The organism is Mesorhizobium sp. CA12 (assembly GCF_020165255.1).
In the GTDB taxonomy this organism is placed as follows: domain Bacteria; phylum Pseudomonadota; class Alphaproteobacteria; order Rhizobiales; family Rhizobiaceae; genus Mesorhizobium.
In genome coordinates, this window is record NZ_JAIUHT010000008.1 from 23,487 (window position 1) to 50,004 (window position 26,518).

At 64.0% G+C, this 26,518-nt stretch carries 23 protein-coding genes; 13 read left to right on the forward strand and 10 right to left on the reverse strand.

Annotation, left to right across the window (positions count from 1 at the left end; genetic code table 11):
* Nucleotides 1–96 precede the first annotated feature (96 nt).
* The 9 genes from gcvA (LB520_RS14950) (at nucleotide 97) to LB520_RS14990 (ending at nucleotide 10,330) form a co-directional block, all read left to right on the forward strand.
* The gene (gene gcvA, locus LB520_RS14950; RefSeq protein WP_224637992.1) at nucleotides 97–1,005 is read left to right on the forward strand and encodes a transcriptional regulator GcvA; all 909 of its coding nucleotides are present in this window, start codon (nucleotides 97–99) and stop codon (nucleotides 1,003–1,005) included.
* A 174-nt stretch (nucleotides 1,006–1,179) separates the two neighbouring features.
* Nucleotides 1,180–2,490, forward strand: a complete 1,311-nt coding sequence (locus tag LB520_RS14955) for an ABC transporter substrate-binding protein (RefSeq protein ID WP_224637993.1) — start codon at nucleotides 1,180–1,182, stop codon at nucleotides 2,488–2,490.
* A gap of 143 nt (nucleotides 2,491–2,633) precedes the next feature.
* On the forward strand, nucleotides 2,634–3,506 hold the full coding sequence (locus tag LB520_RS14960; protein WP_224637994.1) for a carbohydrate ABC transporter permease: 873 nt from the start codon (nucleotides 2,634–2,636) through the stop codon (nucleotides 3,504–3,506).
* A gap of 205 nt (nucleotides 3,507–3,711) precedes the next feature.
* Nucleotides 3,712–4,536 (forward strand): carbohydrate ABC transporter permease, encoded by an 825-nt coding sequence (locus tag LB520_RS14965; protein WP_140846390.1) that lies wholly within the window; start codon nucleotides 3,712–3,714, stop codon nucleotides 4,534–4,536.
* Between the two features lie 46 nt (nucleotides 4,537–4,582).
* Nucleotides 4,583–5,587: an ABC transporter ATP-binding protein gene (locus tag LB520_RS14970; RefSeq protein WP_224544809.1), complete on the forward strand. Its 1,005-nt coding sequence runs from the start codon at nucleotides 4,583–4,585 to the stop codon at nucleotides 5,585–5,587.
* A complete protein-coding gene (locus tag LB520_RS14975) occupies nucleotides 5,584–6,354 on the forward strand; it encodes an L-iditol 2-dehydrogenase (protein ID WP_224637995.1) in 771 nt (256 codons plus the stop codon). Before LB520_RS14970 ends, LB520_RS14975 begins: the two co-directional genes overlap by 4 nt.
* A 148-nt stretch (nucleotides 6,355–6,502) precedes the next feature.
* A complete protein-coding gene (locus LB520_RS14980) occupies nucleotides 6,503–7,981 on the forward strand; it encodes a mannitol dehydrogenase family protein (RefSeq protein WP_224637996.1) in 1,479 nt (492 codons plus the stop codon).
* 82 nt (nucleotides 7,982–8,063) lie between these two features.
* The gene (locus LB520_RS14985; RefSeq protein ID WP_224637997.1) at nucleotides 8,064–8,747 is read left to right on the forward strand and encodes an HAD family hydrolase; all 684 of its coding nucleotides are present in this window, start codon (nucleotides 8,064–8,066) and stop codon (nucleotides 8,745–8,747) included.
* Nucleotides 8,744–10,330, forward strand: a complete 1,587-nt coding sequence (locus LB520_RS14990) for an FGGY-family carbohydrate kinase (protein ID WP_224637998.1) — start codon at nucleotides 8,744–8,746, stop codon at nucleotides 10,328–10,330. Before LB520_RS14985 ends, LB520_RS14990 begins: the two co-directional genes overlap by 4 nt.
* A gap of 364 nt (nucleotides 10,331–10,694) precedes the next feature.
* Here the strand turns inward: LB520_RS14990 and LB520_RS14995 are convergent, their stop codons facing one another.
* The 6 genes from LB520_RS14995 to LB520_RS15020 form a co-directional block, all read right to left on the reverse strand.
* Nucleotides 10,695–11,780: an ABC transporter ATP-binding protein gene (locus LB520_RS14995; protein WP_224637999.1), complete on the reverse strand. Its 1,086-nt coding sequence runs from the start codon at nucleotides 11,778–11,780 to the stop codon at nucleotides 10,695–10,697.
* Between the two features lie 2 nt (nucleotides 11,781–11,782).
* Nucleotides 11,783–12,829: an NAD(P)-dependent alcohol dehydrogenase gene (locus tag LB520_RS15000; RefSeq protein WP_224638000.1), complete on the reverse strand. Its 1,047-nt coding sequence runs from the start codon at nucleotides 12,827–12,829 to the stop codon at nucleotides 11,783–11,785.
* 14 nt (nucleotides 12,830–12,843) lie between these two features.
* Complete coding sequence (locus LB520_RS15005) at nucleotides 12,844–13,656, reverse strand: carbohydrate ABC transporter permease (protein ID WP_411969894.1); 813 nt, start codon at nucleotides 13,654–13,656, stop codon at nucleotides 12,844–12,846.
* 11 nt (nucleotides 13,657–13,667) lie between these two features.
* Nucleotides 13,668–14,534, reverse strand: a complete 867-nt coding sequence (locus tag LB520_RS15010) for a carbohydrate ABC transporter permease (RefSeq protein WP_224531626.1) — start codon at nucleotides 14,532–14,534, stop codon at nucleotides 13,668–13,670.
* 102 nt (nucleotides 14,535–14,636) lie between these two features.
* The gene (locus tag LB520_RS15015; RefSeq protein WP_224638002.1) at nucleotides 14,637–15,911 is read right to left on the reverse strand and encodes an ABC transporter substrate-binding protein; all 1,275 of its coding nucleotides are present in this window, start codon (nucleotides 15,909–15,911) and stop codon (nucleotides 14,637–14,639) included.
* Nucleotides 15,912–16,188: 277 nt separating this feature from the next.
* On the reverse strand, nucleotides 16,189–17,106 hold the full coding sequence (locus tag LB520_RS15020) for an AraC family transcriptional regulator (RefSeq protein WP_140846401.1): 918 nt from the start codon (nucleotides 17,104–17,106) through the stop codon (nucleotides 16,189–16,191).
* 241 nt (nucleotides 17,107–17,347) lie between these two features.
* On the opposite strand from LB520_RS15020, the gene LB520_RS15025 reads away from it, so the two are divergent.
* Entirely contained in the window at nucleotides 17,348–18,751 is a 1,404-nt protein-coding gene (locus LB520_RS15025) for an MATE family efflux transporter (protein WP_224638003.1), read from the forward strand.
* Nucleotides 18,752–18,791: 40 nt separating this feature from the next.
* Here LB520_RS15025 and LB520_RS15030 read toward each other — a convergent pair whose 3' ends face one another.
* From LB520_RS15030 to speB, 4 genes are all read right to left on the reverse strand, one after another.
* Entirely contained in the window at nucleotides 18,792–19,439 is a 648-nt protein-coding gene (locus tag LB520_RS15030) for an amino acid ABC transporter permease (RefSeq protein ID WP_224629654.1), read from the reverse strand.
* Complete coding sequence (locus LB520_RS15035) at nucleotides 19,436–20,104, reverse strand: amino acid ABC transporter permease (RefSeq protein WP_224638004.1); 669 nt, start codon at nucleotides 20,102–20,104, stop codon at nucleotides 19,436–19,438. Before LB520_RS15035 ends, LB520_RS15030 begins: the two co-directional genes overlap by 4 nt.
* A gap of 75 nt (nucleotides 20,105–20,179) precedes the next feature.
* A complete protein-coding gene (locus LB520_RS15040; RefSeq protein WP_224638005.1) occupies nucleotides 20,180–20,977 on the reverse strand; it encodes a transporter substrate-binding domain-containing protein in 798 nt (265 codons plus the stop codon).
* Between the two features lie 140 nt (nucleotides 20,978–21,117).
* Nucleotides 21,118–22,173 (reverse strand): agmatinase, encoded by a 1,056-nt coding sequence (gene speB / locus LB520_RS15045; RefSeq protein ID WP_224531636.1) that lies wholly within the window; start codon nucleotides 22,171–22,173, stop codon nucleotides 21,118–21,120.
* 212 nt (nucleotides 22,174–22,385) lie between these two features.
* On the opposite strand from speB, the gene gcvA (LB520_RS15050) reads away from it, so the two are divergent.
* From gcvA (LB520_RS15050) to LB520_RS15060, 3 genes are all read left to right on the forward strand, one after another.
* A complete protein-coding gene (gene gcvA / locus LB520_RS15050; RefSeq protein ID WP_095768121.1) occupies nucleotides 22,386–23,360 on the forward strand; it encodes a transcriptional regulator GcvA in 975 nt (324 codons plus the stop codon).
* A gap of 189 nt (nucleotides 23,361–23,549) precedes the next feature.
* Nucleotides 23,550–24,854, forward strand: coding sequence for a nicotinate phosphoribosyltransferase (pncB, locus tag LB520_RS15055; protein WP_224631517.1), 1,305 nt, complete (start codon nucleotides 23,550–23,552; stop codon nucleotides 24,852–24,854).
* Between the two features lie 183 nt (nucleotides 24,855–25,037).
* Nucleotides 25,038–26,480: a hypothetical protein gene (locus LB520_RS15060; RefSeq protein ID WP_224638006.1), complete on the forward strand. Its 1,443-nt coding sequence runs from the start codon at nucleotides 25,038–25,040 to the stop codon at nucleotides 26,478–26,480.
* The last annotated feature ends 38 nt before the right edge of the window (nucleotides 26,481–26,518 follow it).

Here is a 26,518-nt window from a genome sequence, read left to right on the forward strand (position 1 = left end):
GCAATGCTTGAACTGGATTGATCGTCGACCCCAAATATCGGTCTGGCCGCTTCGTGCTTCCAATCAAACCTCGATCATGACCCATAAGGAGGCCTTATGCCCGATCTCAGCTCTCCGCAGCTTGCGCCCCTGCCGCCGCTGCAGGCGATCCGAGTGTTCGAGGCGGTGGCCAGGCACCTGTCCTTCACCAAGGCCGCGCAGGAGCTGGGCATGACCCAGGCGGCTGCGAGCTACCAGATCAAGCTGCTCGAGGAGCGCATCGGCGCGCCGCTGTTCCTGCGCCGTCCACGACAGATCGAGTTGACCGAGCCCGGCCAGCGCTTGGCGCCCGCCGTCAGCGAAGCCTTCGCTATCCTGGGTCAGGCCTATGCCGCGGCGCGCGGTGGCGCCGACGGCCTGCTCTGCATCACCACCGTGCTGACCTTTGCCTCGAACTGGCTGGCGCAGCATCTGGGCGCGTTCCAGCTCGCGCATCCGGCACTTGCCGTGCGGCTCGACACGTCGAGCCGCCTGACCGATTTCGCGCGCGAGGATGTCGATCTCGCCATTCGCTCCGGCGCCGGCAAATGGCCGGGCCTGGAGGCGCATAAGCTGCTCGACGCCGATTTCACGCCGATGCTGAGCCCGAAGCTCGCGGCGAGCATCGGCGGCGTGAAGGAGCCGGCGGACCTGTTGCGCCTGCCGATCCTCGACCCCGGTGACATCTGGTGGACGCAATGGTTCGAGGCCGCCGGCGTGACTGGGCATGATCTCGCCAAACGGCCGGGCTCCAGCATGGGCGCGCAGGCCTATGAAGCGAACGCGGCCATGGCCGGCCATGGCGTTGCGATCCTGACCAGGGCCCTGTTCAAGAACGAGATCGCCGACGGTCGGCTGATCCAGCCCTTCGACCTCGTCGGCGACGACGGCCATGCCTATTGGCTGGTCTATCCGACGGCGCGCCGCAACGTGCCGAAGATCCGCGCCTTCCGCGACTGGCTCCTGGCCGAGATCGCCTGCCCGTAAGCCAATAGCCCTCACCGTCCTCCTCCCTAGGATACCGGCGCGTCGCTCGACCGGGTCGCGCGGCATCATTTCTGCTGCGCTGCAGCACAGATTCAGGGTTGACATAATTCACGCCAAGTGAGTAATTGCTCAGAACCAAGGCAAATGCTCATCTTGGTTTATGGGAGGAATTTGATGAAACTTCGCACGCTCACCCTGGGCCTGTTGTCGGCCAGCGCCCTCGCTTTCGCCTCGCATGCCGAATCCATCACCATCGCCACCGTCAACAATGGCGACATGGTCCGCATGCAGAAGCTGACGGACGACTTCACCAAGGCCAACCCCGACATCCAGCTCAACTGGGTGACGCTTGAAGAGAACGTGCTGCGCGAGCGCGTCACGACCGATATCGCCACCAAGGGCGGCCAGTACGACGTCATGACCATCGGCACCTACGAGGTTCCGATCTGGGCAAAGCAGAGCTGGCTCCTGCCGCTCGACAAGCTCGGCGACGACTATGACGTCAAGGACATCATCCCGGCCATCGCCGGCGGCCTTTCGGTCGACGGCAAGCTCTATGCCGCGCCCTTCTACGGCGAGAGCTCCTTCGTCATGTACCGCAAGGACCTGATGGAAAAGGCTGGCTTGAAGATGCCCGACGCGCCGACCTGGGACTTCATCAAGCAGGCCGCCGACAAGATGACCGACCGCGCCAATGGCGTGAATGGCGTGTGCCTGCGCGGCAAGGCCGGCTGGGGCGAGAACATGGCTTTCCTCACCGCCATGTCGAATTCCTTCGGCGCCCGCTGGTTCGACGAGAACTGGAAGCCGCAATTCGATCAGCCGGAATGGAAGAACACGCTGCAGTTCTATGTCGACCTGATGAAGGCCGACGGTCCGGAAGGCGCTTCGTCCAACGGCTTCAACGAGAATCTGGCGCTGTTCCAGCAGGGCAAGTGCGGCATGTGGATCGACGCCACGGTCGCGGCGTCCTTCGTCTCAGATCCGAAGGCCTCGAAGGTCGCGGACAAGGTCGGCTATGCGCTGGCGCCCGACAACGGCCTCGGCAAGCGCGGCAACTGGCTGTGGGCATGGTCGCTCGCCATCCCCGCCGGCACCCAGAAGGCCGACGCCGCCGAGAAATTCGTTTCATGGGCGACCTCGAAGCACTACCTCGAGCTCGTCGCCTCGAAGGAGGGCTGGGCCAACGTTCCTCCTGGAACGCGCTCCTCGCTCTACGCCAATCCGGAGTACCAGAAGGCGGCGCCCTTCGCGAAGATGACGCTGGACTCCATCAATGCCGCCGACCCGACGCATCCGACCGTCAAGCCGGTGCCTTATGTCGGCGTGCAGTTCGTCGCCATCCCTGAATTCCAGGGCCTCGGCACCACCGTCGGCCAGCTCTTCTCGGCAGCCCTTGCCGGCCAGTCGAGCGTCGACGACGCGCTGAAGCAGGCTCAGGACGCCGCCACCGCGGCGATGACGGAAGGCGGCTACATCAAGTAAGGCTCCTCCCGGTGCCGAACGCCGGTAGCGCATCATGACCGGCAAGGGGCCGCCCGAAACCCAGTTCGGGCGGCCACCCTTCAAAATCGGGAAAATTCTGGCACGACTCTGAAAATCCGGCTGACCTTGGGAGGGTGACCGTCATGGCTACTCAGCAAACCCGTTCGCTTGCCCGTTTCATGATGGCGCCATCGGTGATCCTGCTGTTCGTCTGGATGATCGTGCCGCTGCTGTTCACGCTGTGGTTCTCGTTCCAGCAATACAATCCGCTGAACCCGATCCGTAACGGCTTTGTCGGCTTCTCCAATTACGCGCTGTTCTATTCCAACCCGGCCTTCCTCTCCTCGATCCTCAACACGCTCATCATCGTTGTCAGCGTGCTGGTCATCACCGTGATCGGGGGCATCCTTTTGGCGTTGTTGCTCGACCAGCCGATCTGGGGCCAGGGCATCGTGCGCATCCTGGTCATCTCGCCGTTCTTCGTCATGCCGCCGGTCGCGGCGCTGGTCTGGAAGAACATGATCATGCATCCGCAATACGGCGTCTTTGCCGATATAGCGCGCTTTTTCGGCGCCGAGCCGATCGACTGGTTCGGCCAGCATCCGCTGACCGCTATCATCCTCATCGTCGCCTGGCAGTGGCTGCCCTTCGCCACGCTGATCCTGCTGACTTCGCTGCAATCGCTCGACGGCGAGCAGAAGGAAGCGGCCGAGATGGACGGCGCCGGCTTTATTAGCCGGTTCATCTATCTGACGCTGCCGCATATGTCGCGCGCCATCACCGTCGTCATCCTGATCCAGACGATCTTCCTGCTGTCGGTCTATGCCGAGATCCTGGTCACCACCAATGGCGGCCCGGGCTATGCCTCCACCAACCTGCCCTTCCTCGTCTACCAGAAGGCGCTCCTGGAGTTCAAAATCGGTCAGGCGTCCGCTGGCGGCGTGATCGCCGTCATTCTCGCCAACATCGTTGCCTTCTTCGCCATGCGCGCCGTCGGCAAGAACCTGGACAAGTAGGGGGAGACGATGCCGCTTGCGCTGAACCACCCCCACTCCGTCCCGCTGCGCGGGACACCTCTCCCCCTGCCCGGGGGAGAGGAAACGCCTGCATCGAAGCCGCGCCCTTCCTCTACCCCGTCGATCGGGGGAGAGGTGGTTTGCGCAGCAAACCGGAGTGGGGGGCGACCCTGCTGCCAACATCGCCGATACGGGAGGACCTGACATGGCACGCGCAGTCACCACCCAGCACAAGACCATCGCCACGGCCGCGGCCTGGATCGTCGCCCTGCTGATCTTCTTTCCGATCCTTTATACGATCATCACCTCGTTCAAGTCCGAGCAGGAGGCGATCCAGGGCTTTGCACTGATCCCGTCCGGCACCATGGAGAGCTATGCCGAGGTGCAGGCGCAGAGCGGCTATTTCAAGTTCTTCCTGAACTCGGTGATTCTGTCGGTCGGCTCGACGCTGCTTGCGATCCTGATTGCGGTCCCGGCGGCCTGGTCGATGGCGTTCTCTCCGACAAAGCGCACCAAGGACATCCTGATGTGGATGCTGTCCACCAAGATGATGCCGGCCGTCGCGGTGCTGTTCCCGATCTACCTGATCTTCCGCGACACCGGCCTGCTCGACAGCCGCATCGGCCTCACCGTCATGCTGATGCTGATCAACCTGCCGATCGTGGTCTGGATGCTCTACACCTATTTCCGCGAAATCCCGGGCGAGATCCTGGAAGCGGCGCGCATGGACGGCGCCTCGCTGTGGAACGAGATCATCTATGTGCTGACGCCGATGGCGGTTCCCGGCATCGCCTCGACCATGCTCTTGAACATCATCCTGGCCTGGAACGAGGCGTTCTGGACCATCCGGCTCACCACCACCAATGCCGCGCCGCTGACGGCCTTCATCAGCTCCTTCTCCAGTCCGCAAGGCCTGTTCTGGGCAAAACTGTCAGCGGCCTCGACGCTGGCGATCGCGCCGATCCTGATCATGGGCTGGTTCAGCCAGAAGCAGCTGGTGCGCGGCTTGACCTTTGGCGCCGTGAAGTAGCAACGCCCAAGCGGCGGACGACGAAGACCATCCCCGGGAGGAAACCATGGGAAACATCGCGCTCAAGAACGTCTCCAAGTCCTTCGGGTCGACGACGATCATTCCGAACATCGACCTCAACATCGAGGACGGCGAGTTCGTGGTGTTCGTCGGCCCGTCGGGTTGCGGCAAGTCCACGCTGCTCAGGCTGATCGCCGGGCTCGAGGACACCAGCGGCGGCGCCATCAGCATCGATGGCCGCGACGTCACCCGCGAGGCCCCGGCCAAGCGCAAGCTTGCCATGGTGTTCCAGTCCTACGCGCTCTATCCGCATATGACGGTCGCCAAGAACATCGCCTTTCCGCTGAAGATGGCCGGCGAAGACCAGGCGACCATCGACAAGAAGGTGAAGGACGCCGCGCGCATTTTGAACCTCACCAACTATCTCGAGCGCCGCCCAGGCCAGCTGTCCGGCGGCCAGCGCCAGCGCGTCGCCATCGGCCGCGCCATCGTGCGCCAGCCTTCGGCCTTCCTATTCGACGAGCCGCTGTCCAACCTCGACGCTGCGCTTCGCGGCACCATGCGGCTTGAGATCAGCGAGCTGCATCATCAGTTGAAGACGACGATGATCTACGTCACCCACGACCAGGTCGAAGCCATGACCATGGCCGACAAGATCGTCGTGCTCAATGCCGGCAACATCGAGCAGGTCGGCTCGCCGATGGAGCTCTACAAGACGCCGAAGAACCTCTTCGTCGCCGGTTTCATCGGCTCGCCCAAGATGAACATGATCGAAGGCGCGCCGGCAGAGAAATATGGCGCCAAGACCATCGGCATCCGGCCCGAGCATCTCAACATCTCGACCTCGGCCGGCGACTGGAAGGCGACGGTCGGCGTTGCCGAGCACCTCGGCTCCGACACTTTCCTGCACGTCCAGGCGGACGGCATCGGCACCATCAATGTCCGCGCCGACGGCGAGGTCGCGGTGAAGCATGGCGACACCGTCTATCTGACCCCCGACAAGGCCAAGCTCCATCGCTTCGGCGCCGACGGCAAGGCGCTGGTGCAGTGAGGTTGAAAGGCAAATCGGCGCTGATCACCGGATCGGCGCGCGGCATCGGCAGGGCCTTCGCCGAAGCCTATGCGCGCGAAGGCGCGACAGTCGCAATTGCCGATATCGACATTGAAGCGGCGGAAGCGACGGCGAAAGCGATCGGTTCTGCCGCCTACGCGATCAGGCTTGACGTCACGGACCAGGCTTCGATCGAGGCCGCGGTGAAGGCGGTCGAAGTGAAGGCCGGCGGCCTCGACGTGCTGATCAATAACGCGGCGATCTTCGACCTCGCGCCGATCGTCGAGATAACGAGGGCGAGCTACGAAAAACTGTTCGCGGTCAATGTCGCCGGCACGCTGTTCATGCTGCAGGCGGCTGCCCGTTCGATGATCGCGCGTGGCAAAGGCGGCAGGATCATCAACATGGCGAGCCAGGCCGGTCGCCGCGGCGAGCCGCTGGTCGCGGTCTACTGCGCCACCAAGGCGGCCGTCATCTCGCTCACCCAATCGGCCGGGCTCGACCTGATCAAGCATCGCATCAACGTCAACGGCATCGCGCCGGGTGTCGTCGACAGCGACATGTGGGACCAGGTCGATGCGCTCTTCGCAAAATATGAGAACCGGCCCAAGGGCGAGAAGAAGCGGCTGGTCGGCGAAGGTGTGCCTTACGGTCGCATGGGCAAGCCGGAAGATCTCGCCGGCATGGCCGTGTTCCTCGCCAGTGACGAGGCCGAATACATCGTCGCCCAGACCTACAATGTCGACGGCGGCCAATGGATGAGTTGAGGGGGAGGCGCTTCTCTTCTTTCCTCCGGAGAAGACGCCATGGGGCAGGTGAGGGGCAGCATACTGGAATACCGGGTGTTGCCCCTCATCCTCGCCATCCGAAGGAGGCGGAACAGTCGGGCTGCAGATCGGCCAAAGGGTAAATGAGATGACCGTAAGACTCTCTTCCTCGAACCTCGCCATGCTGCCGGCCAAGGTCGCCGGCCCGAAATATGACCGCTCTGTCCTGAAGGCGGGCATCGTCCATTTCGGCGTCGGCAACTTCCATCGCTCCCATCAGGCGGTCTATCTCGACGACCTGTTCGGCACCGGCGAGGGCCATGACTGGGCGCTGATCGGCGCCGGCGTGTTCGAAGGCGAGAAGATCGGTCGCGCCAAGCTGCAGGAACAGGACTGGCTGACCACCGTCGTCGAGCAGGACCAGGGTCATATGAGCGCCCGCGTCACCGGCGCGATGATCGATTTCCTGACGCCCGGCGATGCGGCCGCCACCATCGAGCGGCTTGCCGATCCGGCGATCAAGATCGTCTCGCTGACCATCACCGAAGGCGGCTATTTCATCGACCCGGCCTCCGGCAAGTTCAACCCGGCCCATCCCGACATCGTCGCCGACGCGCAGCCGGGTGCTGTGCCCAAGACCGTGTTCGGCATCATCCTGGCCGGCCTGCTGCGCCGGCGGGCCGACGGCATCGTGCCGTTCACCGTCATGTCCTGCGACAACATCCCCCATAACGGCCACGTCACCTCCGACGGCGTCATCGGCCTTGCGCGGCTGATCGACGAGGACCTCGCCAAATGGGTGGAGGACAAGGTCGCCTTCCCGAATGGCATGGTCGATCGCATCACCCCTGCCACCACCGACCGCGAGCGCAAGATCCTCGCCGACGATTTCGGGCTGGAGGACAATTGGCCGGTGTTCTGCGAGCCGTTCAAGCAATGGGTGCTGGAGGACCGTTTCACCGCCGGCCGCCCGGCGTTGGAAAAGGTCGGCGTGCAATTCGTCAAGGATGTCTCGCCTTACGAGCTGATGAAGATACGCATCCTCAATGGCGGCCACGCCACCATCGCTTACCCGGCCGGCCTGATGGATATCCATTTCGTGCATGAAGCCATGCAGGAGCCCCTGGTGCGCGCATTCCTGTCGATGCTCGAGCATGACGAGATCATCCCGACCGTGCCGCCGGTGCCCAACACCGATCTGGAGGACTATTACGAGCTCATCGAGCGCCGCTTCTCCAATCCCAAGATCGGCGACACGATCCGCCGGCTTTGCCTCGACGGCTCCAACCGCCAGCCGAAATTCATCATCCCGACGATCGCCGACCGGCTGAAGGCGGGCAAGGGCGTCGCCGGCCTCGCGCTGGAATCGGCCCTGTGGTGCCGCTATTGCTTCGGCACCACTGACAGCGGCGCCGTCATCGAGCCGAACGATCCGAACTGGGACCGCATGCAGGCGACCGCGAAGGCGGCTAAGGCCGATCCCAAGGCCTGGCTGGCGATGGAAGACATCTACGGCGATGTCGGCCGCTCGCCCGCCTTCGCCGAGGCCTTTGGCCATGCGTTGAAGGCGCTGTGGGCGGACGGCGCGCGCGAAACCCTGACGCGCTATCTCGCTGGAAAGCTCTGAAAGCCTCTGTCTCTTTTTACGCAATTCCGGACGGAAAACCGCTCACACTTTTCCTGGAAATGCTTAGCTGGAAGCATCCGCGATGACGCCTGAGCTGGTCATCTTCGACTGTGACGGCGTGCTGGTCGACAGCGAGGCGCTTTCGGTCTCGGCGCTGCTCGGCATGATCGAGCTCGCCGGCGGCACGGTCAGCGAGGACGCGGCCTACGAGCATTTCCTGGGCAAGAGCATGAAGAGCGTGCGCGAGATACTCGGCCAAGAGTTCGGGCTCGACATCAGCGACCAGCATCTGACCGCCATGCGCGTCGACCTGATGCGCAAATTCCGTGAGGAATTGAAGCCGATCCCCGGCGTCAAGGAGGTGCTGCCGAAGCTCGGACTGCCGTGCTGCGTCGCCTCGTCCGGCACGCTGGAGCGCATCCGCTATGCGCTCGACGTGACCGGCCTGCTGCCGCTGCTGGAGCCGCATCTGTTCAGCGCCAGCATGGTCGAACGCGGCAAGCCGGCGCCCGACCTTTTCCTTCATGCCGCCACCAGCATGCAGGCGCGTCCTTGCAATTGTCTGGTCATCGAGGACAGCCCGGCCGGCGTTGCCGCCGCGCGCGCGGCCGGCATGCGCGTCCTGGCCTTCACCGGCGGCTCGCATGCCGCCAATCCCGCCCTCAAGGCGCGGCTTGCGTCGACGGAACCGGACTTTATATTCGCTGACATGCTGCAATTGCCCGATTTGATTGCAGGCCTGGGAGCGAGAGAAAAAGCATCTTGATCAAGAGTTTCGTTTGCGCGGTCGATGTCGGCACCGGGAGCGCCCGCGCGGGCATTCTCGACGCGCGCGGCAACCTGCTCGGCCGCGCCGATCATCCGATCGCCATGCATCAGCCCAAGCCCGATCATGCCGAGCACGATTCGGAAGACATCTGGTCGGCGGTGTGCCAATCCGTGCGGTCCGCGCTCCAAAAATCCGGCGTCGCCGCCGGCGATATCGCCGGCATCTCTTTCGACGCGACCTGCTCGCTGGTCGCGCGCGACAGGCAGGGTGGCCAGATCAGCGTATCGGTCACGGGCGAGAAGCGCTGGGACACGATGGTCTGGCTCGATCATCGCGCCATCGCCGAGGCCGATGAATGCACCGCAAGCGGTCACGCCGTGCTCGATTATATCGGCGGTGTGATGTCGCCGGAGATGGAAACGCCGAAGCTGATGTGGCTGAAGCGTCATCTGCCGAGCACATGGAATGAAGCCGGCTATCTATTCGACCTTGCCGATTTCTTGACCTGGAAGGCATCGGGCTCGCTCGCCCGCTCGCAATGCACGCTGACGGCGAAATGGACCTATCTCGCGCATGAGGAAAAGAGCTGGCGGCGCGATTTCTTCGAGCTCGTCGGGCTCGGCGACCTGTTCGAGCACGGCAATCTGCCGGAAAAGGCAAGCCCGGTCGGCACCGATATCGGTCCGCTAACGGCGAAGGCCGCGGCCGAGCTCGGCCTGACCGAGAAGTGCCGGGTCGGCGCCGGCGTCATCGATGCCTATGCCGGCGCGCTGGGCGTTCTCGGCGGCTTTGCCGGCGACGAGAAGAACATCAGCCGGCACTTGGCGCTGATTGCCGGCACATCGTCCTGCGTCATGGCGATGTCGCCCGACCCGCAGCCCTTTGCCGGCGTCTGGGGCCCTTATTACGGCGCGGCTTTGCCGAGGCTGTGGCTGTCGGAAGGCGGCCAGTCGGCCACCGGCGCGCTGCTCGACCACATCATCCGCTGGCATGGCGCCGGCGGCGAGCCGGACGCGGCCATGCATATGAAGATCGCTCGGCGCGTCGCCGAGCTGCGCGCCGAGGATGGCGACGCGCTGGCGGCAAGGCTGCATGTGCTGCCGGATTTCCACGGCAATCGTTCGCCGCTCGCCGACCCGCACGCGGTCGGCGTCATCAGCGGCCTGACGCTCGATTCCTCCTTCGACAGCCTGTGCAAGCTCTACTGGCGCACCGCCGTCGGCATCGCGCTCGGCGTGCGCCATGTGCTGGAAGCGCTGAACGAGAACGGCTACCTGATCGACACGCTGCATGTCACTGGCGGCCACACCAAGAACCCGCTTCTGATGGAGCTTTATGCCGACGCCACCGGCTGCACGGTGGTCGAGCCGTTGGCCGACGAGGCGGTGCTGCTCGGCACCGGCATGGTGGCGGCGACCGCCGCAGGCCTCTACCCGGACCTCAACGCGGCCTGCGTCGCCATGCAGCAGGGCGGCAGGACGCGCGCCCCCAACAAGCAAGCCGGCGCCCGCTTCGACCGCGACTACCGGATCTTCCTGGAGATGCACCGCCAGCGGCAGGCGCTCGACGCGATCGGATAGCTTCCATCCACGCAATTCCGGTTACGCCATGCACACATCTTCTGTGACTGGCGTGACGGATCAGGCCGAGGCTTGATTGCCGCGTGGTTCCCCCAATCCGTCGCTGCTTCGCAGCGCCACCTTTCCCCCCTCCGGAGGGAAAGGAAGGGAGCCTTGCTGGACGACAGTTGATGGCTAAAAAGCTTGGCGCCTTTCCTCTACCCCGTCGAACGGGGGAGAGGTGGCTCGGCGAAGCCGAGACGGAGTGGGGGTCGACCAGCGCTACATTAGCCAATGCATGCGCCAAGCTCCAATGCACGCTATCGCCATAGACCAGCCACTTGGAAATGTGTGCATCCCCCAGGCAATTCCGGGCGGAATTGCTCTACTGCTTGCGCAGCGACTTGCCGGTCTCCGCGTCGAACAGGTGGATGCTCTCTTCCTCGAACGTGTAGCGCACGGGCGCGCGTAACTCCGGGCATTCGCGGGCCGGCACCAGCGCGCTGATCTCCTTGCCGCCGGAGCCGAAGGTTACCAGCGCGTCGTTGCCGTGGAACTCGATGAGATCGGCGGTGCCTTGCAGGACGTTGCTTGCGCCCACGCCGGCCAGCGTCAGGTCGGGCGGCCGGATCCCGAGCACGGCGCGATCGCCGTGCTGCAGGTGGAAACTCTGGCCACCGAGCGAAAGCACGGTTCCGGCGCCGGTCAGAGTCCAGCCATCCTTGCCCTTGCCGACCGTCACGTCGATGAAATTCATGTTCGGCGTGCCGATGAAGCCGGCCACGAACAGATTGCCCGGGCGGCGATAGATTTCGGCCGGCGAGCCGATCTGCTCGATCACGCCATCCTTCAACAACACGATGCGGTCGGCCAGCGTCATCGCCTCGAGCTGGTCATGCGTGACATAGACGGTGGTGGTCTTCAGCGATTGGTGCAGCCTGGCGATCTCGACGCGCATATGATTGCGCAGCTTGGCGTCGAGGTTGGAGAGCGGCTCGTCGAACAGGAACACTTTCGGCGTCTTGATCATGGCGCGCGCGATCGCCACACGCTGCTGCTGGCCGCCGGAAAGCTCGGTGGGCTTGCGGCCGAGATAGGGCTCCAGCCCGAGCGTCTTCGAGACCGCCTCGACCCGCTTCCTGATCTCGTTCGCCGGCACCTTCTGCCGCTTCAATCCGAAGGCGATGTTGTCGAAGATCGTCATGTGCGGATAGAGCGCATAATTCTGGAACACCATGGCGATGCCGCGATCGCCGGGCTCGAGATCGTTCACCACCTTGCCGCCGATCGACACCTCGCCGCCGCTGATATCCTCCAACCCGGCCAGCATCCTGAGAAGCGTGGACTTGCCGCAGCCGGACGGCCCCAGGAACACGACGAATTCATGTTCCTCGATCGCGAGGTTGAGGTCGCGGATGACGGTCGTGGCGCCATAGGCCTTGTCGACATGGGAGCAAACGATCGCGGACATCTTTATCCCTTCTCCCCGGTCAGCAGGATCTGCAGCTTGACGTCCTGCGGCCTGCCTTGCGCCGCGCGCTCGAACGCCTTGATGCTCTCGGAGAAATCATAGGTGCCGGTGATCAGCGGCTTGAGGTCGACCTTGCCTGAGGCGATCAACTGCAGGGCGCGATCGAAGATGTTGGCGTAGCGGAACACGGTCTCGATGCGCACTTCCTTGGAAATCGCCGCCGGCACGTTGAGCTCGACCGTCTCCACCGGAAGCCCGACCAGCACCACCGCGCCGCCCGGCCGCACCACGTCGAACAGGTTGGCGAAGGCCTTCGGGCTGCCGCTCGCCTCGAACACGATGTCGGCGCCCCAATTGTCGGTGGCCGCCGCGACGGCGTCGACCAGCGATTGCTTGCCGATATCGACCGGCACGATGCCTGGATACTGGGCAGCGATCTCCAGCTTCGGCGCGGAAAAGTCCGAGATCAGGACTTTGGAGCAGCCGCCCGCCAGCGCGGCGAGCGCGATCATGATGCCGATCGGGCCGCAGCCGACGACGACGGCGACATCGCCGGGCACGATGCGAGCGCGCGCCGCCGCCTGCATGCCGATGGCGAAGGGCTCGACCATCGCGCCCTCGGCGAAGGAGACATTGTCCGGCAGCTTGTAGGTAAAGGCCGCCGGATGGACGGCGTAGGGCGCGAGCACGCCATGCACCGGCGGCGTTGCCCAGAAGCGGACGTCCGGGTCGACATTGTAGATGCCGAGCTTCGTCGCTCGCGACGCAAGGTTCGGCACGCCGGGCTCCATGCAGACGCGGTCGCCGACCTTGAGATTCGTGACATTGGCGCCGACCTCGACGATGGTTCCCGAAGCCTCATGGCCGAGCACCATGGGCTCGCGAACTATGTAGCTGCCGATGGCGCCGTGCGTGTAGTAATGCACGTCGCTGCCGCAGACCCCGACCGTGTGGATGGCGATCCTGACGTCGTCCGGTCCGACGTCTTGCGGCAGCGCGATCTCGCGCAGCGACAGTTCGCCTTTTTTCTCAAGCACCAGTGCCCGCATCGGGTATCCTCGCATCAACTTTTCTTTTGCCGGAAAACGGAATTCAGGAAGCCGCTCAGAACGCCGAGGAACAAAAGCGGCGGCAGCGACAGAAGCACGACCGAGGCGTTGAGGATTCCCCAGGGCACGTTCATGCCTTGCTGGGAGAGCTCGGAAGCCACGATCGGCAGCGTCTTGGCGTTGGAGCTCGACAGCATCAGCGCGATCAGGAACTCGTTCCAGACCAGCACGAAGCTGAAGGCGATGGCGCCGATCAGCGAGCGCGCCGCGACGGGAAGCGCGATCCGCCAGAAGACGGCATAAACGCCGTAACCGTCGACGAAGGCCGCCTCCTCGATCTCCTTCGGCACGCCCTGGAAGGCCGGGATAGCCAGCCACATGATCACCGAGATGGTCAGCAGCGAGTAGGTGACGATCAGCGCCGGCAAAGTGTCGTAGAGCCCGATTTGCAGCCAGATCACCATCAGCGGGATGGCGACCGCCACCGGCGGCAGGAAACGCAGCGACAGGACGAAGAACTGGATGTCGCCGGCGAAGCGGTTGGGATAGCGCGCCACCGCATAGGCCGCCGGCAGGCCGAGCACGATGCCGATCAGCACCGCCGAACCGCAGGCGACGACCGAGTTGTAGAGCCCGGTCAGCACGCTGTCCCGGCCGAGGATGTAGCCGATATTGGCCAGCGTCGGCTTGAAGATCACCTTCGGCACCCGCGTGATGATGTCGACATTGTTCTTCAGCGCGTTGAGCGCCGTCCACAGAAGCGGGAACACGGCCAGGAACCCGGCCAGCGCCAGGATGGCCTTGGCGACCAGACGGCCCGGTCTTATCGGATATGGCTTCATGCCTGCACCCGCTTCCACAGCATGGTGAAGGTGATGACCGTCGCGATCATCATCAGCACCGCCATGGCCGATGCGTAGGAGACCTTGCCGGACTCGATGAAGCCTTGCGAGAAGGCGTACATGTCGAGCGTTTCGGTCGCGACGCCCGGCCCGCCGCGCGTCATCACATAGATCAGGTCGAAGGAGCGCAGCGACTCGATCATCTTGACGAACATCAGGCTGATCAGCGGCGCCTTCAGCATCGGCAAGGTGACGTAGGCGTGGATTTGCCAGCGCTTGGCGTGGTCGAGCCTAGCCGCCTCGATCGGCTGCGGCGGCAGTGTTTCGAGCAGCTTCAGCACGATGACGGCGAAGAACAGGCCCCATTGCCAGACATCGACCGAAGCGACGGCGAAGAGCGCGGTGCCCGGCTTGGACAGCGGATCGAAGATCAGCCCGCCGGTGATCAGCCGGTAGGGATAGGTGGCGATGCCGTAGAGCGGGTGATAGGCGAACTTCCAGACGAAGGCGGCCGAGACGCGCGGCAAAAGCACCGGGATGATGAACAAAAGGCAATAGAAATTGCGCAGGCGTGGGCCGGCGACCTCGAACATCAGCACACCCAGCCCGATCGCCACCACCATCGTCGCTACCACGGTGACGATCTCCCATTTCACCGAAACCCAGACGGCGTTGAGGAAACGGCGGTCGAGGAAGAGATCGGCGAAGTTCGAGAACCACACCCATGAGTAGCCGGTCGTGCTCAACTCGCGGTTCTGCAAGGCGATCACGATGGCGTAGAGCGTCGGCACCATCGACAGCACCAGAAGGATGGCGAGAGTAGGAACCAGAAATGTGACCGGCAGGGAAGAACGTCGGCGCATTGCCTATCCTTGGATTTTTACTGCTGTCTGGTGAAGGTCCCGCGGCGCGCAGGTTCCGGCATTCGGACGAATGCCGCGAACCACGCGCCGCGGGCGGGAGGATTACTTCTTTTTCACCAGCTCGTTGGCATAGGCCTCGAGCTCGTTGAGGCCACCCTTGATGTCGGTGCGAGTGCCGGTGACCAGTTCCTCGAGGATGATGCCCCAGCGGTCGCCGAGATCGGGCCAGCGCGGATCCTGCCAGAAGTTCACCGCCGTCACCTTGCCGGTTTCGGCCAGCGCCTTGCCGAGATCGGCGCCGTAGATGTCGGCGAATTCCTTGCTGGAGAGCACACTGGTGCGGTTCAGCTCGCCGAACTGGTGCGCGTCGAGCCGGCGCTTCTCGTTCTCCTTCGACGTCGCCCAGGCGATGAACAGGCCGGCGCACTTCTTCGCGGCGTCATCCGCATTGGCCTTGGTGCCGATGGCGAGCCCATGGCCATAGCCGCCGCCCGGCAGCGGCGAAGGCGGCGGCAGGAAGCCGACCTTGCCGACCACCTGCGAGGTCTTCGGGTCCACCGCCATGCCCGACAGCGGCGTCGATTCGACGAGGATGGCGACCTGGCCGGAGAGGAAGGCGCCGGTCGATTCATCCCAGCTGCCGGTCTGCGTGCCGGGGGCCGAGTCCTTGAACAGCTTGAGATAGGTCTCCGTTGCCTTGACTGCGGCGTCCGAATTGAAAGCCGGCTTGTCGCCGTCGAACCACTTGCCGCCATAGGCCTTGAAGAAAGGCATCCAGCGCCAGACATTGGCGCCCGAGCCGCGCGCGCCGCGCAGCGCGATGCCGTACACGCCCTTGTCGGCATTGGTCAGTTTCGGCACGTCGGCGATCAGCTCGTCCAGCGTCTTGGGCGGCTGGATGCCGGCGGCCTCGAGCACGTCCTTGCGATAGACCATCAGGTCGCCGCCGCCGGTCAGCGGCGCGAACCAGACCTTGCCGTCATAGGTGGCGACCTTCTGGCGGCCCGGATCGAAATCGGCGAAATCGTATTCAGCCGGATAATAATCGGTCAGCGGCGCGATCCAGCCCGAGGAAGCGAACAGCGCGACGTTCGCCTCGTCGACATAGTAGACATTGTAGTTGCCGACGGTCGAGGCGTCGGCGCGCGACTTGGCGCGGCGGTCGTTCTCGTTGAGATAGTCGATCTGGAACGAGGCGCCGGACAACTTCTTGAACTCGTCCTTGGAGTCCTCCAGAAGCGTCAGCCCGTCGCGCGGCTGCGCCAGCACCTTAACTGGCGCCGAGCAGACCGGCGCTTGCGCCAGTGCTGCGGTTGAAACGGAAGCGGTAAGCACGAAAGCTGCACCGAGGCTGGCAGCGAGCCGGTTTGATTTCATTGATGTTTCTCCTCCAGGAACAAGCAAGTCCGCGGGCTAAGCGACCCTCACCGTCGCCCGCATGACTGCGACCCGCCGCCAAAATGAGGAGTTGGAAGGGGCGAGACTAGAAGCCCCGTTGCAGCAGACCTGTACTTTTATGCATTGTGCGGCGCAAAAAATGGCACCGGCAGAGTCTGTCCGTCACACGAGTATCAGTACGATTAGAGCAATTCCAGAAAGTGTGCAGCGGTTTTCCGTCCGGAATTGCGATGAAACAAAAAGCTAGGTGGCGAAATCAGGCCCGCAGCGTCAGCCGCTGCCGCGACAGCTTGCGGTAGGATGACGGCGTCATCTTGTGCTTGCGCAGGAAGGCGCGGTTGAAGTTCGAGATGTTCATATAGCCGACCTGGAAGCAGATGTCGGTGATCGGGATCTCGGTGTCGGCGAGCAGCTTGCAGGCCTGCCAGAGCCTGAGCTTGGCGACGTGGTCGCTGAACGAGTTGCCGGTGTTCTTCTGGAAGAAGCGCGAGAAAGTGCTTTCGCTCATCCCGGCCAACGCCGCCACCTCCGGCAGCTTCAGATCCTCGGCAAAGTGCTGGAACAGATAGGTCAGCGAGCGCTGGATAATATCCAGCGATTCCGCGTCGAGAAGCGGAGAAAAATCCGGCGACGACAGAAGCTCGTATTCCTGGGTGGTGGCCAGAAGGTCCAGCAGTTCGAGGAACATGCGGAACCTTGCCAGCCCATGCACCTCGCCCATTCGTTCCATCAGCTCGGCGCCGTCGAGCGCCGTCTGGCCATGGAAGACCATTCCGCGCAGCGAGCGTTCCAGGAACGGCTCCAGCTCGCGCAGCTCCGGCAGCAGCCCCGAGGAGCCGCGCAGCCGTTCGGGATCGAATTGCAGCACGATATCGCGGCCTTCGATAAGCTCGCCGGGTTGCACTGCCGTCACCCAGTCATGCGGCAGCCCGCCGCCGACGATGGTCAGATAGCCCGGCCCGAACTCGCCGATATGGTCGCCGACCAGCACGACGCCGGACGATTTCCGCAAGAGATGGATTTCGTATTCGGGATGGAAATTCCAGACATTGCGCTCCCACGGATAATCGTCCAGCCGCCACAGGAAGCTCTCGCTGGCCTCCGTCACGATGTGCTCGAAGGCGGGCGCCGTGCGCGGGATCGCGGCTGTGTTCTTTCTGCGCCTGAACGGCATTCGTTCCTCCCGGCATGGCGCGCCGGCTTAATATGCCAGGGCATCCGTAGCAGCCCCCGGCCGGCAAATGAAAGAGGCGTCGCGGAATCCCGGCTTCGCCTGGATCAATCGCTAGCCGGACCTCTGCCCTTGCCATGATGTCGCATTTCGTTCACAAGGCGACGCAAATGGCGCCATTTTGCGCCGTGTGTGCGGCTTCCGGCCCTTTGGCCGACGCGCCGTGTTCTGAAAGAGCGGAACAATGTCTGCGATCGAAGCCGGCGCTCGCGCGCCGGAAAACCTTTGGCGTCAGGAAATCAGGGCAACGATCGCGCTCGCCTGGCCGATGGTGCTGACCAATCTCGGCCAGACCGCCATGACCGCGACCGACGTCATGATGATGGGCCGCCTCGGGCCCGATACGCTCGCCGCAGGCGCGCTCGGCTCCAACCTCTATTTCATGCCGCTGATCTTCGGCCTCGGCCTGATGCTGGCGACCTCGCCGATGATGGCGACCGAGCTCGGCCGCCGCCGCCATTCCGTGCGCGACCTGCGCCGCACCGTGCGCCAGGGCCTGTGGCTGGCGATCCTCATCTCGATCCCGATCTGGATTTTTCTCTGGCATGGCGAAGCGGTGCTTCTGGCCATGGGCCAGAAGCCGGAGCTCGCGCATGAGGCCGGCATCTATCTGCATTGGCTGCAATGGGCGGTGCTGCCTTTCTATGGCTATATCGTGCTGCGCTCCTTCATCTCGGCGCTGGAACGGCCGGGCTGGGCGCTGATCATCGTTTTCGTCGCGGTCGCCTGCAACGCCTTCTTCAACTGGGTGTTCATGTTCGGCAATCTCGGCGTCAGGTCGATGGGCATCGCCGGCTCGGGCCTCGCCACGACTTTGTCCAGCACCCTGATGTTCGTCGGCCTCGCCGCCGTGGTGATCAAGGAGAAAAAGTTTCGCCGTTACCGTCTGTTCGGCCGCTTCTGGCGCGCCGACTGGCCGCGCTTCCGCGGCCTGTTGAGGCTCGGCCTGCCGATCGCCGGCATCCTCGCCTTCGAGGTGACGATCTTCAACGCAGCGGCCCTGCTGATGGGCCTGATCGACGCGGATTCGCTGGCCGCCCACGCCATCGCCATCCAGATCGCCTCGATCTCCTTCATGGTGCCGCTCGGTCTCAACCAGGCGGTCACGGTCCGGGTCGGGCTGGCGCATGGCGCCGGCAACCCGGAAGGCGTATCGCGCGCCGGCTGGACCGCCTTCGTCATCGGCGTGTCCTTCATGGCGCTGATGGGATTGGTGATGATTCTCTGGCCGCACACGCTGATCAGCGCCTTCATAGATCTTGCCGATCCCGCCAATGCCCGGGTGATCACGCTTGCCGTCTCGTTCCTTGCCTTCGCCGCGCTGTTCCAGATTTTCGATGGCGCCCAGGCCGTTGCGGCCGGCATGCTGCGCGGCCTGCACGACACGAAGGTGCCGATGATCTACGCCGCGATCGGCTATTGGGGCGTCGGCCTGCCGCTCGGCGTGCTGCTCGCCTTCCATTTCGGCCTGAACGGCGTCGGCATCTGGATCGGCCTGGCCTCGGGACTGGCCGTAGTGGCGGCGCTGCTGCTCGCGCGCTGGCTCAGGCGCGACCGCATCGCGCCGCATCTCGCCTTCGGGCATTGATCAACAAAGGCTGCGGTCCGGTCGGCGGCCTTTTGGCGGCTCAGCGCGCCCCTGCACGCTGCTCCAGCCGCCGTGCATATTGCGTCAGCGGAAAGCACATGACGAAGAAGATCAGCGCCACCAGCCCGTAGACCTTGAACGGCTCGAAGGTCGCGTTGTTGATGGCGTTGGAGGTCCTGACCAGTTCCTCGAAGCCGATGATTGAGGTCAGTGCCGTCGATTTGATGAGCTGCACCAGGAAGCCGACGGTCGGCGCGCGGGTGATCGCGAAGGCCTGCGGCAGTATGATCAGCCTGAGCTCCTGCAGATAGTGAAGCCCGAGGCTGGCGCCGGCGTCCCACTGGCCGCGCGGCAGCGCGTCGACGCCGCTGCGCCAGATCTCGGCCAGATAGGCGCTGGCGAAGAAGGTCAGCCCGAGCGCTGCCGCCGTCCATGGCTCTATGCGCAGCCCCAGCATCGGCAGCCCGAAGAACATCAAAAAGAGCTGCATCAAAAGCGGCGTGCCCTGGAAGAGCGCGATATAGCCCGAGGCTATCCGTTTGACCCATTTGTTCTTGGCGATGCGAAAGAACAGCACCGCCAGCCCGACCAGCGCGCCGCCGATGAACGCGGCGAGCGACAGCAGCACCGTCCAGCGCGCGGCGAGCAGCAGGTTGCGGACGATGTCCCAGAAGGTGAACTCGATCATGACACGCCCGCCCCCAGAACACGGCGGCCGCCGCCGACCAGCAGCCGGCGCAGCCCCATAGACAGGCCGAGATAGACCATCGTCACCACGAAATAGGTCTCGAAGGCGCGAAAAGTGCGCGCCTGCAGCATGTCGGCCTCGTACGTCAATTCGCGCACCGCGATCTGCGACACCACGGCCGATTCCAGCATCATGATGACGATCTGGCTGGTCAGCGCCGGATAGATCACTTTCAGCGCCTGCGGCAGCACGATCTTGACGAACACCTGGCGGGGCCTGAGGCCGAGCGCCAGCGCGGCTTCACTCTGGCCGCGCGGCACGGCGTCGAGCCCGGCGCCGACGATCTCGATCGTATAGGCCGCCATGTTGAGCGTCATCGCCAACATCGCGGCAAGGATCGGGTCGAGCCTGATCCCGAGCGTGGGCAGCCCGAAGAAGATGAAGAACAGCTGCACCAGGAATGGCGTGTTGCGCATCACCTCGACATAAATGCCGATCGCCAGCTGAAGCGGCTTCGGGCCGTTTCTCTTGCCGGCGGCGCCGAGGATGCTGAGGAACGTGCCCGCCAGCGTCGTGACGGCGATCAAAAGCAGCGTCATCGCCGCGCCGCGCGCGATCACGCCCGCCGCACCCGCAAGCCAGCCGAAGTCGAGGCTGTAGCCCATGGCGATTGACCTTGTTGGAGGTGCCTGACCTAAGAGGGGGTTCGGCGCCCTTACGGCGCCGAACCGGTAGGCAGATCAATCCTTCAGGTTGTCCGGATTAAGCGGCGTCTTCAGCCAAGCCTTCGAGCTCTCGTCAAGCTTGCCGTCGGCCAGCATCTTGGCGACGGCGTCGTTCACCGCCTTCTTCAGCCGGTCTTCATTCTTGTTGAGGCCGATATGCGAGGGCGAGGTGAGCAGCTGGAATTTCTGCTCCGGCTTCAGCGCATCCTGCTTGGCCAGCACCTGCGCCCCGACATCGTTGCCGACCACCATCAGCTGCGTCTGACCAGAGATGAAGGCCTGGATGACGGAATTGTAGTTGTCGAAGCGGCGGATGTCGGTCGAAGCCGGCGCCGCCTGGGTCAGCGAGGTATCCTCAAGCGTGCCGCGATTGACGGCGACCGACTTGTCGGCGAGGTCTTCCTTGCCTTTGACGGCAAGCTCGGCCGGGCCGATGACGGCGATGTAATAGGGCGCGTAGGCGGCGGCGAAATCGATCACCTGCTCGCGCTCCTTGGAGTAGCCGACGCTCATCAATATATCGACGCGCTTGTCGGTGAGATAAGGGATGCGGTTCTGGCCGGTTACGCTGACCAGGTTGAGCTTCACCTTGAGTGAATCGGCGATCGCCTGTGCGACGTCGATGTCGTAGCCCTTGATGCTCATGTCGGCGCTGGCCGAGGAGAAGGGCGGGAAGTCGGAGAAGATGCCGACATTGATGGCGCCGGCCTTCGTGATGTCGTCGACGGCGTCGGCTTTCGCCTGCGTGGCGAGACCAGCGCCAAGGATGACGGCTGCGGTGATGACGGATTTCAGTGCGTTGCGAAGTAACATTGTTATTCCCCTGCTGGAAGCTTGTTGTTGAAACCGGCCGCCGGCTCCAGCGCAGCGGTCGTGTTGGCAGAGCAATTCCGGAAGACGCGGTTTAGGCTTGGCGCCTTCGCCATAGCTTCGGTCCGGAATTGCGCGAGGCATCAGCCCTTCTTGATCGCTGGGCTGAACACCATCAGGCTCAGAATCTCGAACAGGACCTGCGCGCCGACATGGGCGGTGTTGGTGGTCGCGTCATATTGCGGCGCCACCTCGACCACGTCGCCGCCGACGATGTTGAGGCCCTTCAGCCCGCGCAGCAATTCGAGCACCTCGCGCGTCGTCAGCCCGCCGACTTCCGGCGTGCCGGTGCCGGGCGCGAAGGCCGGATCGATGCTGTCGACATCGAAGGAGATGTAGGTCGGGCCGTCGCCGACGATCTTGCGCGCCTTTTCGATGATGGCCGGGATGCCGAGGCCGGTCACCTCCTCGGCATGCACGACGGTCATGCCGGACTCGTAGGTGAATTCCCACAGATATTCGGCCGAGCCGCGGATGCCGATCTGAATCGTACGCGAGGGGTCGAGCACGCCGTCCAGCACCGCGTTGCGGAACGGTCCGCCATGGTGGAACTTGGTCATGTCGAACAGCCCGCTGGTATCGCAATGGGCATCGATATGGATCATACCGACTGGGGTCTTCTTGCCGACCGCCTTCAGGATCGGATGGCTGATCGAATGATCGCCGCCGACGGAGAGCGGCAGCACGCCGGCGTCGACGATCTGATTGGTCCGCTTTTCGATGTCTTCGTGGCTGATCTCCAGCCGGTAGCGGCTGCGGAACGGCGTGTCGCCGATATCGGCGACGCGCAGCTCATGCGTCGGCGCGCATTCCAGCACATGATTGTAGGGGCCGATGCGCTCGATGGCGCGCAACGCGCGCGGCCCGAAGCGCGAGCCGGGACGGTTGGTGACGCCGAGATCCATCGGCACGCCGATCATCGCCACCTGCAGGTCGCCAAAATCCGGATTGTCGGCCGCGATTTCGCGGTAGGGCGCGGCGAGGAAAGTCGGGATGCCGGAATAGGGGGCGAGGCGTGTGCCCGACTTGTTGAAGATCTTGTCGGCGACCTTGCGGAATTTCGGGTCGAACATCTCGCCGCCATGGCTCTCGCCATATTTGCGGCGCAACGCTTCGAGTTTGCCGCGATCGTAACCCATGTCCGGTCCTCCTGCCTGCCTGCAGCGCTGCCCGTATGGGCGATTTGCCAAGCCAGCCTGTTGTCCGGCTGGATCGCTGTCCGCCGCTGCGTTGCGGATTCCACGTCTCTTGAAGCTGTTCCGGGCAAAAGTGTCGGGCAGCCGCTTTGAAAAATCAATTGATATTGTTAGGGTCTTGGCTGTGAGAAAATCTCACAAAGGAGGAGCCCCTCATGGCCAAGCGCCTGCCGCCGCTGAACCCTCTGCGCGCCTTCGAGGCCACGGCGCGGCACGCCTCGCTAACCAAGGCGGCGGGTGAGCTCAATGTCACGCACGGCGCCGTTAGCCACCAGATCAAGGCACTCGAGCAGTCGCTGGGCGTAAAGCTCTTCGAGCGCAGCGGGCAGCGCGTGAAGCTGACGCCGCATGGCGCGGAGTTCCTGCCGGCGGTCTCGGCGGCCTTCGAGGGCATCGCCGCCGCCACCCAGCGCATGACGCGGCCGGCAAGCGCCGGCGCGCTGTCGGTCTCCTGCGTGCCGGCGCTGCTCTTGCTCTGGATGACGCCCCGGCTCGGCTCCTTCACGGCGCAATATCCGGACATCCAGCTGACGCTGATCCCGTCCAACGATCCCAAAGATATCCGCGCCGCGGACATCGACGTCTGCGTGCATTATGGCGACGGCAGCTGGAGCGACTGCTGGATACGCAAGTGGTCCGGCCTGGAGCTGTTTCCGGTTGTCAGTCCGACGCTGATCAACAACCGCCCGATCCGCAGCGTCCGCGACCTCGCCGACCACGTCTTCCTGCATGGCGACGATGGCCGTGAATGGCACACCTGGCTGGCCGCCGCGGACGCGCTCGATCTCGAACGCGGCCGCCGCCACCGTCTGGGCGATGCCCGCATGGCGACGGAGGCCGCCGTGCACGGCCATGGCGTGGCGCTCGGCGATTCCGTCACTGCGCGCGCCTTGCTCGCCAGGGGCATGCTCGTGGCGCCCTTCAGTTTGTCGGTTCCGGCGGTCGACGATTTCTACGTCGTCTGCCGCAACGAGATGCGCTCGGCGCCGATCGTGCAGCTCTTCATCGACTGGCTGTTCGCCGAGAAGGAGCAGGACGAGGCCCGCGCCGATGCGCCGGTCGCCGGCCGCGTGCCGAGCCGCAGAAAACGCCCCGCCCTCAAGGTCATAGGCGCCAGGACCGCGTCCTGACGGCTGGACTTGCATAGCTGCTTTTTGTCGGGCCAGCTTGCAAAGCAGCAAGCGCGTTCGAAAATACGGTGCTAAGAGGCAGTTGCTAAAGCAATTCCGCGCAACGGGGTTCCGTCCGGAATTGATCGAACAAGGATTTGAAGCGTGGCGCCCGCGTTCCCGTGCGTTGTGCTTTATGGGTGAGCGAGCATGGCAAAGACGGATATAGCGCGGCGCGTCTACAACCACACCTGGAAGCTCGACCCGATCGTCCGCAGCCTGCTGGACACCGACTTCTATAAGCTTCTGATGCTGCAGATGATCTGGGGCATGTATCCCAAAGTCGATGCCACCTTCACGCTGATCAACCGCACCACCTCGGTGCGTTTGGCCGATGAGATCGATGAGGGCGAGTTGCGCGAACAGCTCGACCACGCCCGCACCCTGCGCTTCTCGAAGAAGGAAATGATCTGGCTGGGCGGCAACACTTTTTACGGCCGCAAGCAGATCTTCGAGCCGGAATTCCTCGCCTGGCTCGAGGATTTCCGCCTGCCCGAATACGAGCTTTCCAGGCGCGACGGCCAGTTCGAGCTCTCCTTCGCCGGGCCCTGGATGTACACGACGCTTTGGGAGATCCCGGCACTTGCGATCATCAACGAGCTGCGCTCGCGAGCGGCGATGCGCTCCTTCGGCCCGTTCGCGCTCGACGTGCTCTACGCCCGCGCCAAGGCCAAGATGTGGGCTAAGACCGAGCGGCTGAAGGCGCTGCCCGGCATCCGCATTTCCGACTTCGGCACAAGACGCCGCCATTCCTTCCTGTGGCAGCGCTGGTGCGTCGAGGCGCTGAAGGAAGGCATCGGCGATGCCTTCACCGGCACCTCCAACGTGCTTCTGGCCATGGACAACGACCTCGAGGCTTTGGGCACCAACGCGCATGAATTGCCCATGGTCTTCGCCGCCCTTGCCAATTCCGAGGAGGAGCTGAGGCAGTCACCCTACAAGGTGCTGCAGGACTGGCAGCGCTATTATGGCGGCAATCTGCTGATCGTGCTCCCCGACACTTTCGGCACCGCCGCGTTCCTGCGCGATGCGCCGGACTGGATCGCCGATTGGACCGGCTTCCGGCCGGACAGCGCGCCGCCGATCGAAGGCGGCGAGAAGGTCCTCTCCTGGTGGCGTGAGAAAGGCAGGGATCCCAAGCAGAAGCTGCTCATCTTCTCCGACGGTCTGGAAGTCGAGACCATCGAGGAGACCTACAAGCATTTCCGCGGCAAGGTGCGCATGTCCTTCGGCTGGGGCACCAACCTCACCAATGATTTCGAGGGTTGCGCGCCAACCGAAACCAAGAGCCTCGACGCCATCTCGCTCGTCTGCAAGGTCAGTGAAGCCAATGGCCGGCCGGCGGTGAAACTGTCGGACAACCCCGCCAAGGCGACTGGGGACGAAAAGGAGATCAAGCGGTATCTGAGGATTTTTGGCGAGAAGGGCCGGGTGGAGCAGCTGGTGAAGGTGTGAGGCTTAAGGCCCGGACGAATGGAATTCCCGGATAAGCCGAGTTCCTTCGCGCCCCCCTCTGTCCTGCCGGACATCTCCCCCTCTAGGGGGGAGATTACGCTGTCATCGCCGCTTTCGCCAATCTCCGACGTCGCAGGAGGAGAGCTGGCGCCGAAACTGCTAATCTCCCCCCAAGAGGGGGAGATGTCCGGCAGGACAGAGGGGGGCGCCGTAGAGCGCCAACGTTGGAGGTTGGCCTTTCTCGCAACTCCCTTGGCGGCCACTCTCCCCACGCCCTCCTTCGCCCATGCCTCCGACCGCGGCCACGTCCTGCTCCTCCCGACCGGTTACTACATCGCCGGCGGCGCGCTGGCGGTAGCCGTCAGCTTCCTCGTGCTGGCGCTGCTGCCGCCTGCCGCCCTCGACAATTTTCGGCGTCGGCGCCTACCCCTATTTGCTTTCAGCGACACCCCCCGCATTGTCGTCAGCCTGATTTCCTTTGCCGGCTTTGCGCTTCTCGTCGCTGCCGGTCTCTCCGGCAGTCGCGACCCGCTTTCCAACCCTCTCCCACTCGTGATTTGGACGCCGCTCTGGGCCGGCTTCACCCTGCTGCAAGGCATGCTCGGCGACCTGTGGGCGTGGCTCAACCCATGGTATGGGCCCTGGCGCGTCGTGAGCCGGCTTGTCGGCAGCCGACGGGCCGAAGCCCCGCCGTCGCGCCCGATCAACTGGCTCGGCTACTGGCCGGCCTTCGTGCTGTTCTTCGCCTTCGCCTGGTTTGAGCTGATCGATCCGGCACCCGACGATCCGGCCCGCCTGGCTTTTGCCGCCGGCCTCTACTGGCTGGCCAGCCTCGTCGCGATGCTCATCTTCGGCTACGACGCCTGGAGCAATCGCGGCGAATTCCTCACTGTATTCTTCGCCATGGTGGCCCGCTTCGCGCCTGCCGAACGCCTTGATGGTCGGCTCTCGCTCTGCTGGCCCGGTGCGAAGCTGCTTGCCGGCGACCCGCTGCCGCTGAGCGGCACAGCTTTCCTCCTGCTGGCGCTTTCTTCGGTGTCCTTCGACGGCCTGTCGAAGACCTTCTTCTGGCTCAGCCTGTTCGGCGTCAACCCGCTGGAATTTCCCGGCCGCACCGCGCTGATCGGCGTCGGCAGCTTTGGCCTTGTGCTCACCTTCGTCCTGCTTGCGGCGGTGTTCGCGTTGGCCGCCTTTCTTGGACAGCGCCTCGCCGGCGATGCGCAGTCGCTCGGAAAAGCCGCCGGCCTGCTGGTCTGGTCGATCGTGCCGATCGCGCTCGCCTATCATATCGCGCATTACCTCACCGTGCTCCTGGTCGACGGCCAGTATGCGCTGGTCGCGCTCTCCGATCCTTTCGCGCTCGGCTGGAACCTGTTCGGCACGGCCAACAGGATGGTCGAGGCCGGTGTCGTCGCCGGCGCCGAGTCCGCCTGGCGGCTGTGGAACCTGCAGGCCGGCGTCATCATCGCCGGCCATGTGCTGGCGGTTCTGGTCGCGCATGGCCTTGCCTGGCGTCTTCATCCTCAGCCGTCGCGCGCAGCGCTCAGCCAGCTTCCACTCACGCTGCTGATGATCGCCTACACAATGTTCGGCCTGTGGCTGCTTGCCACGCCGACGGCGGGATGAGACAAGGGCCGCCGCCATGACGCGAGGGAAGCTAGCTT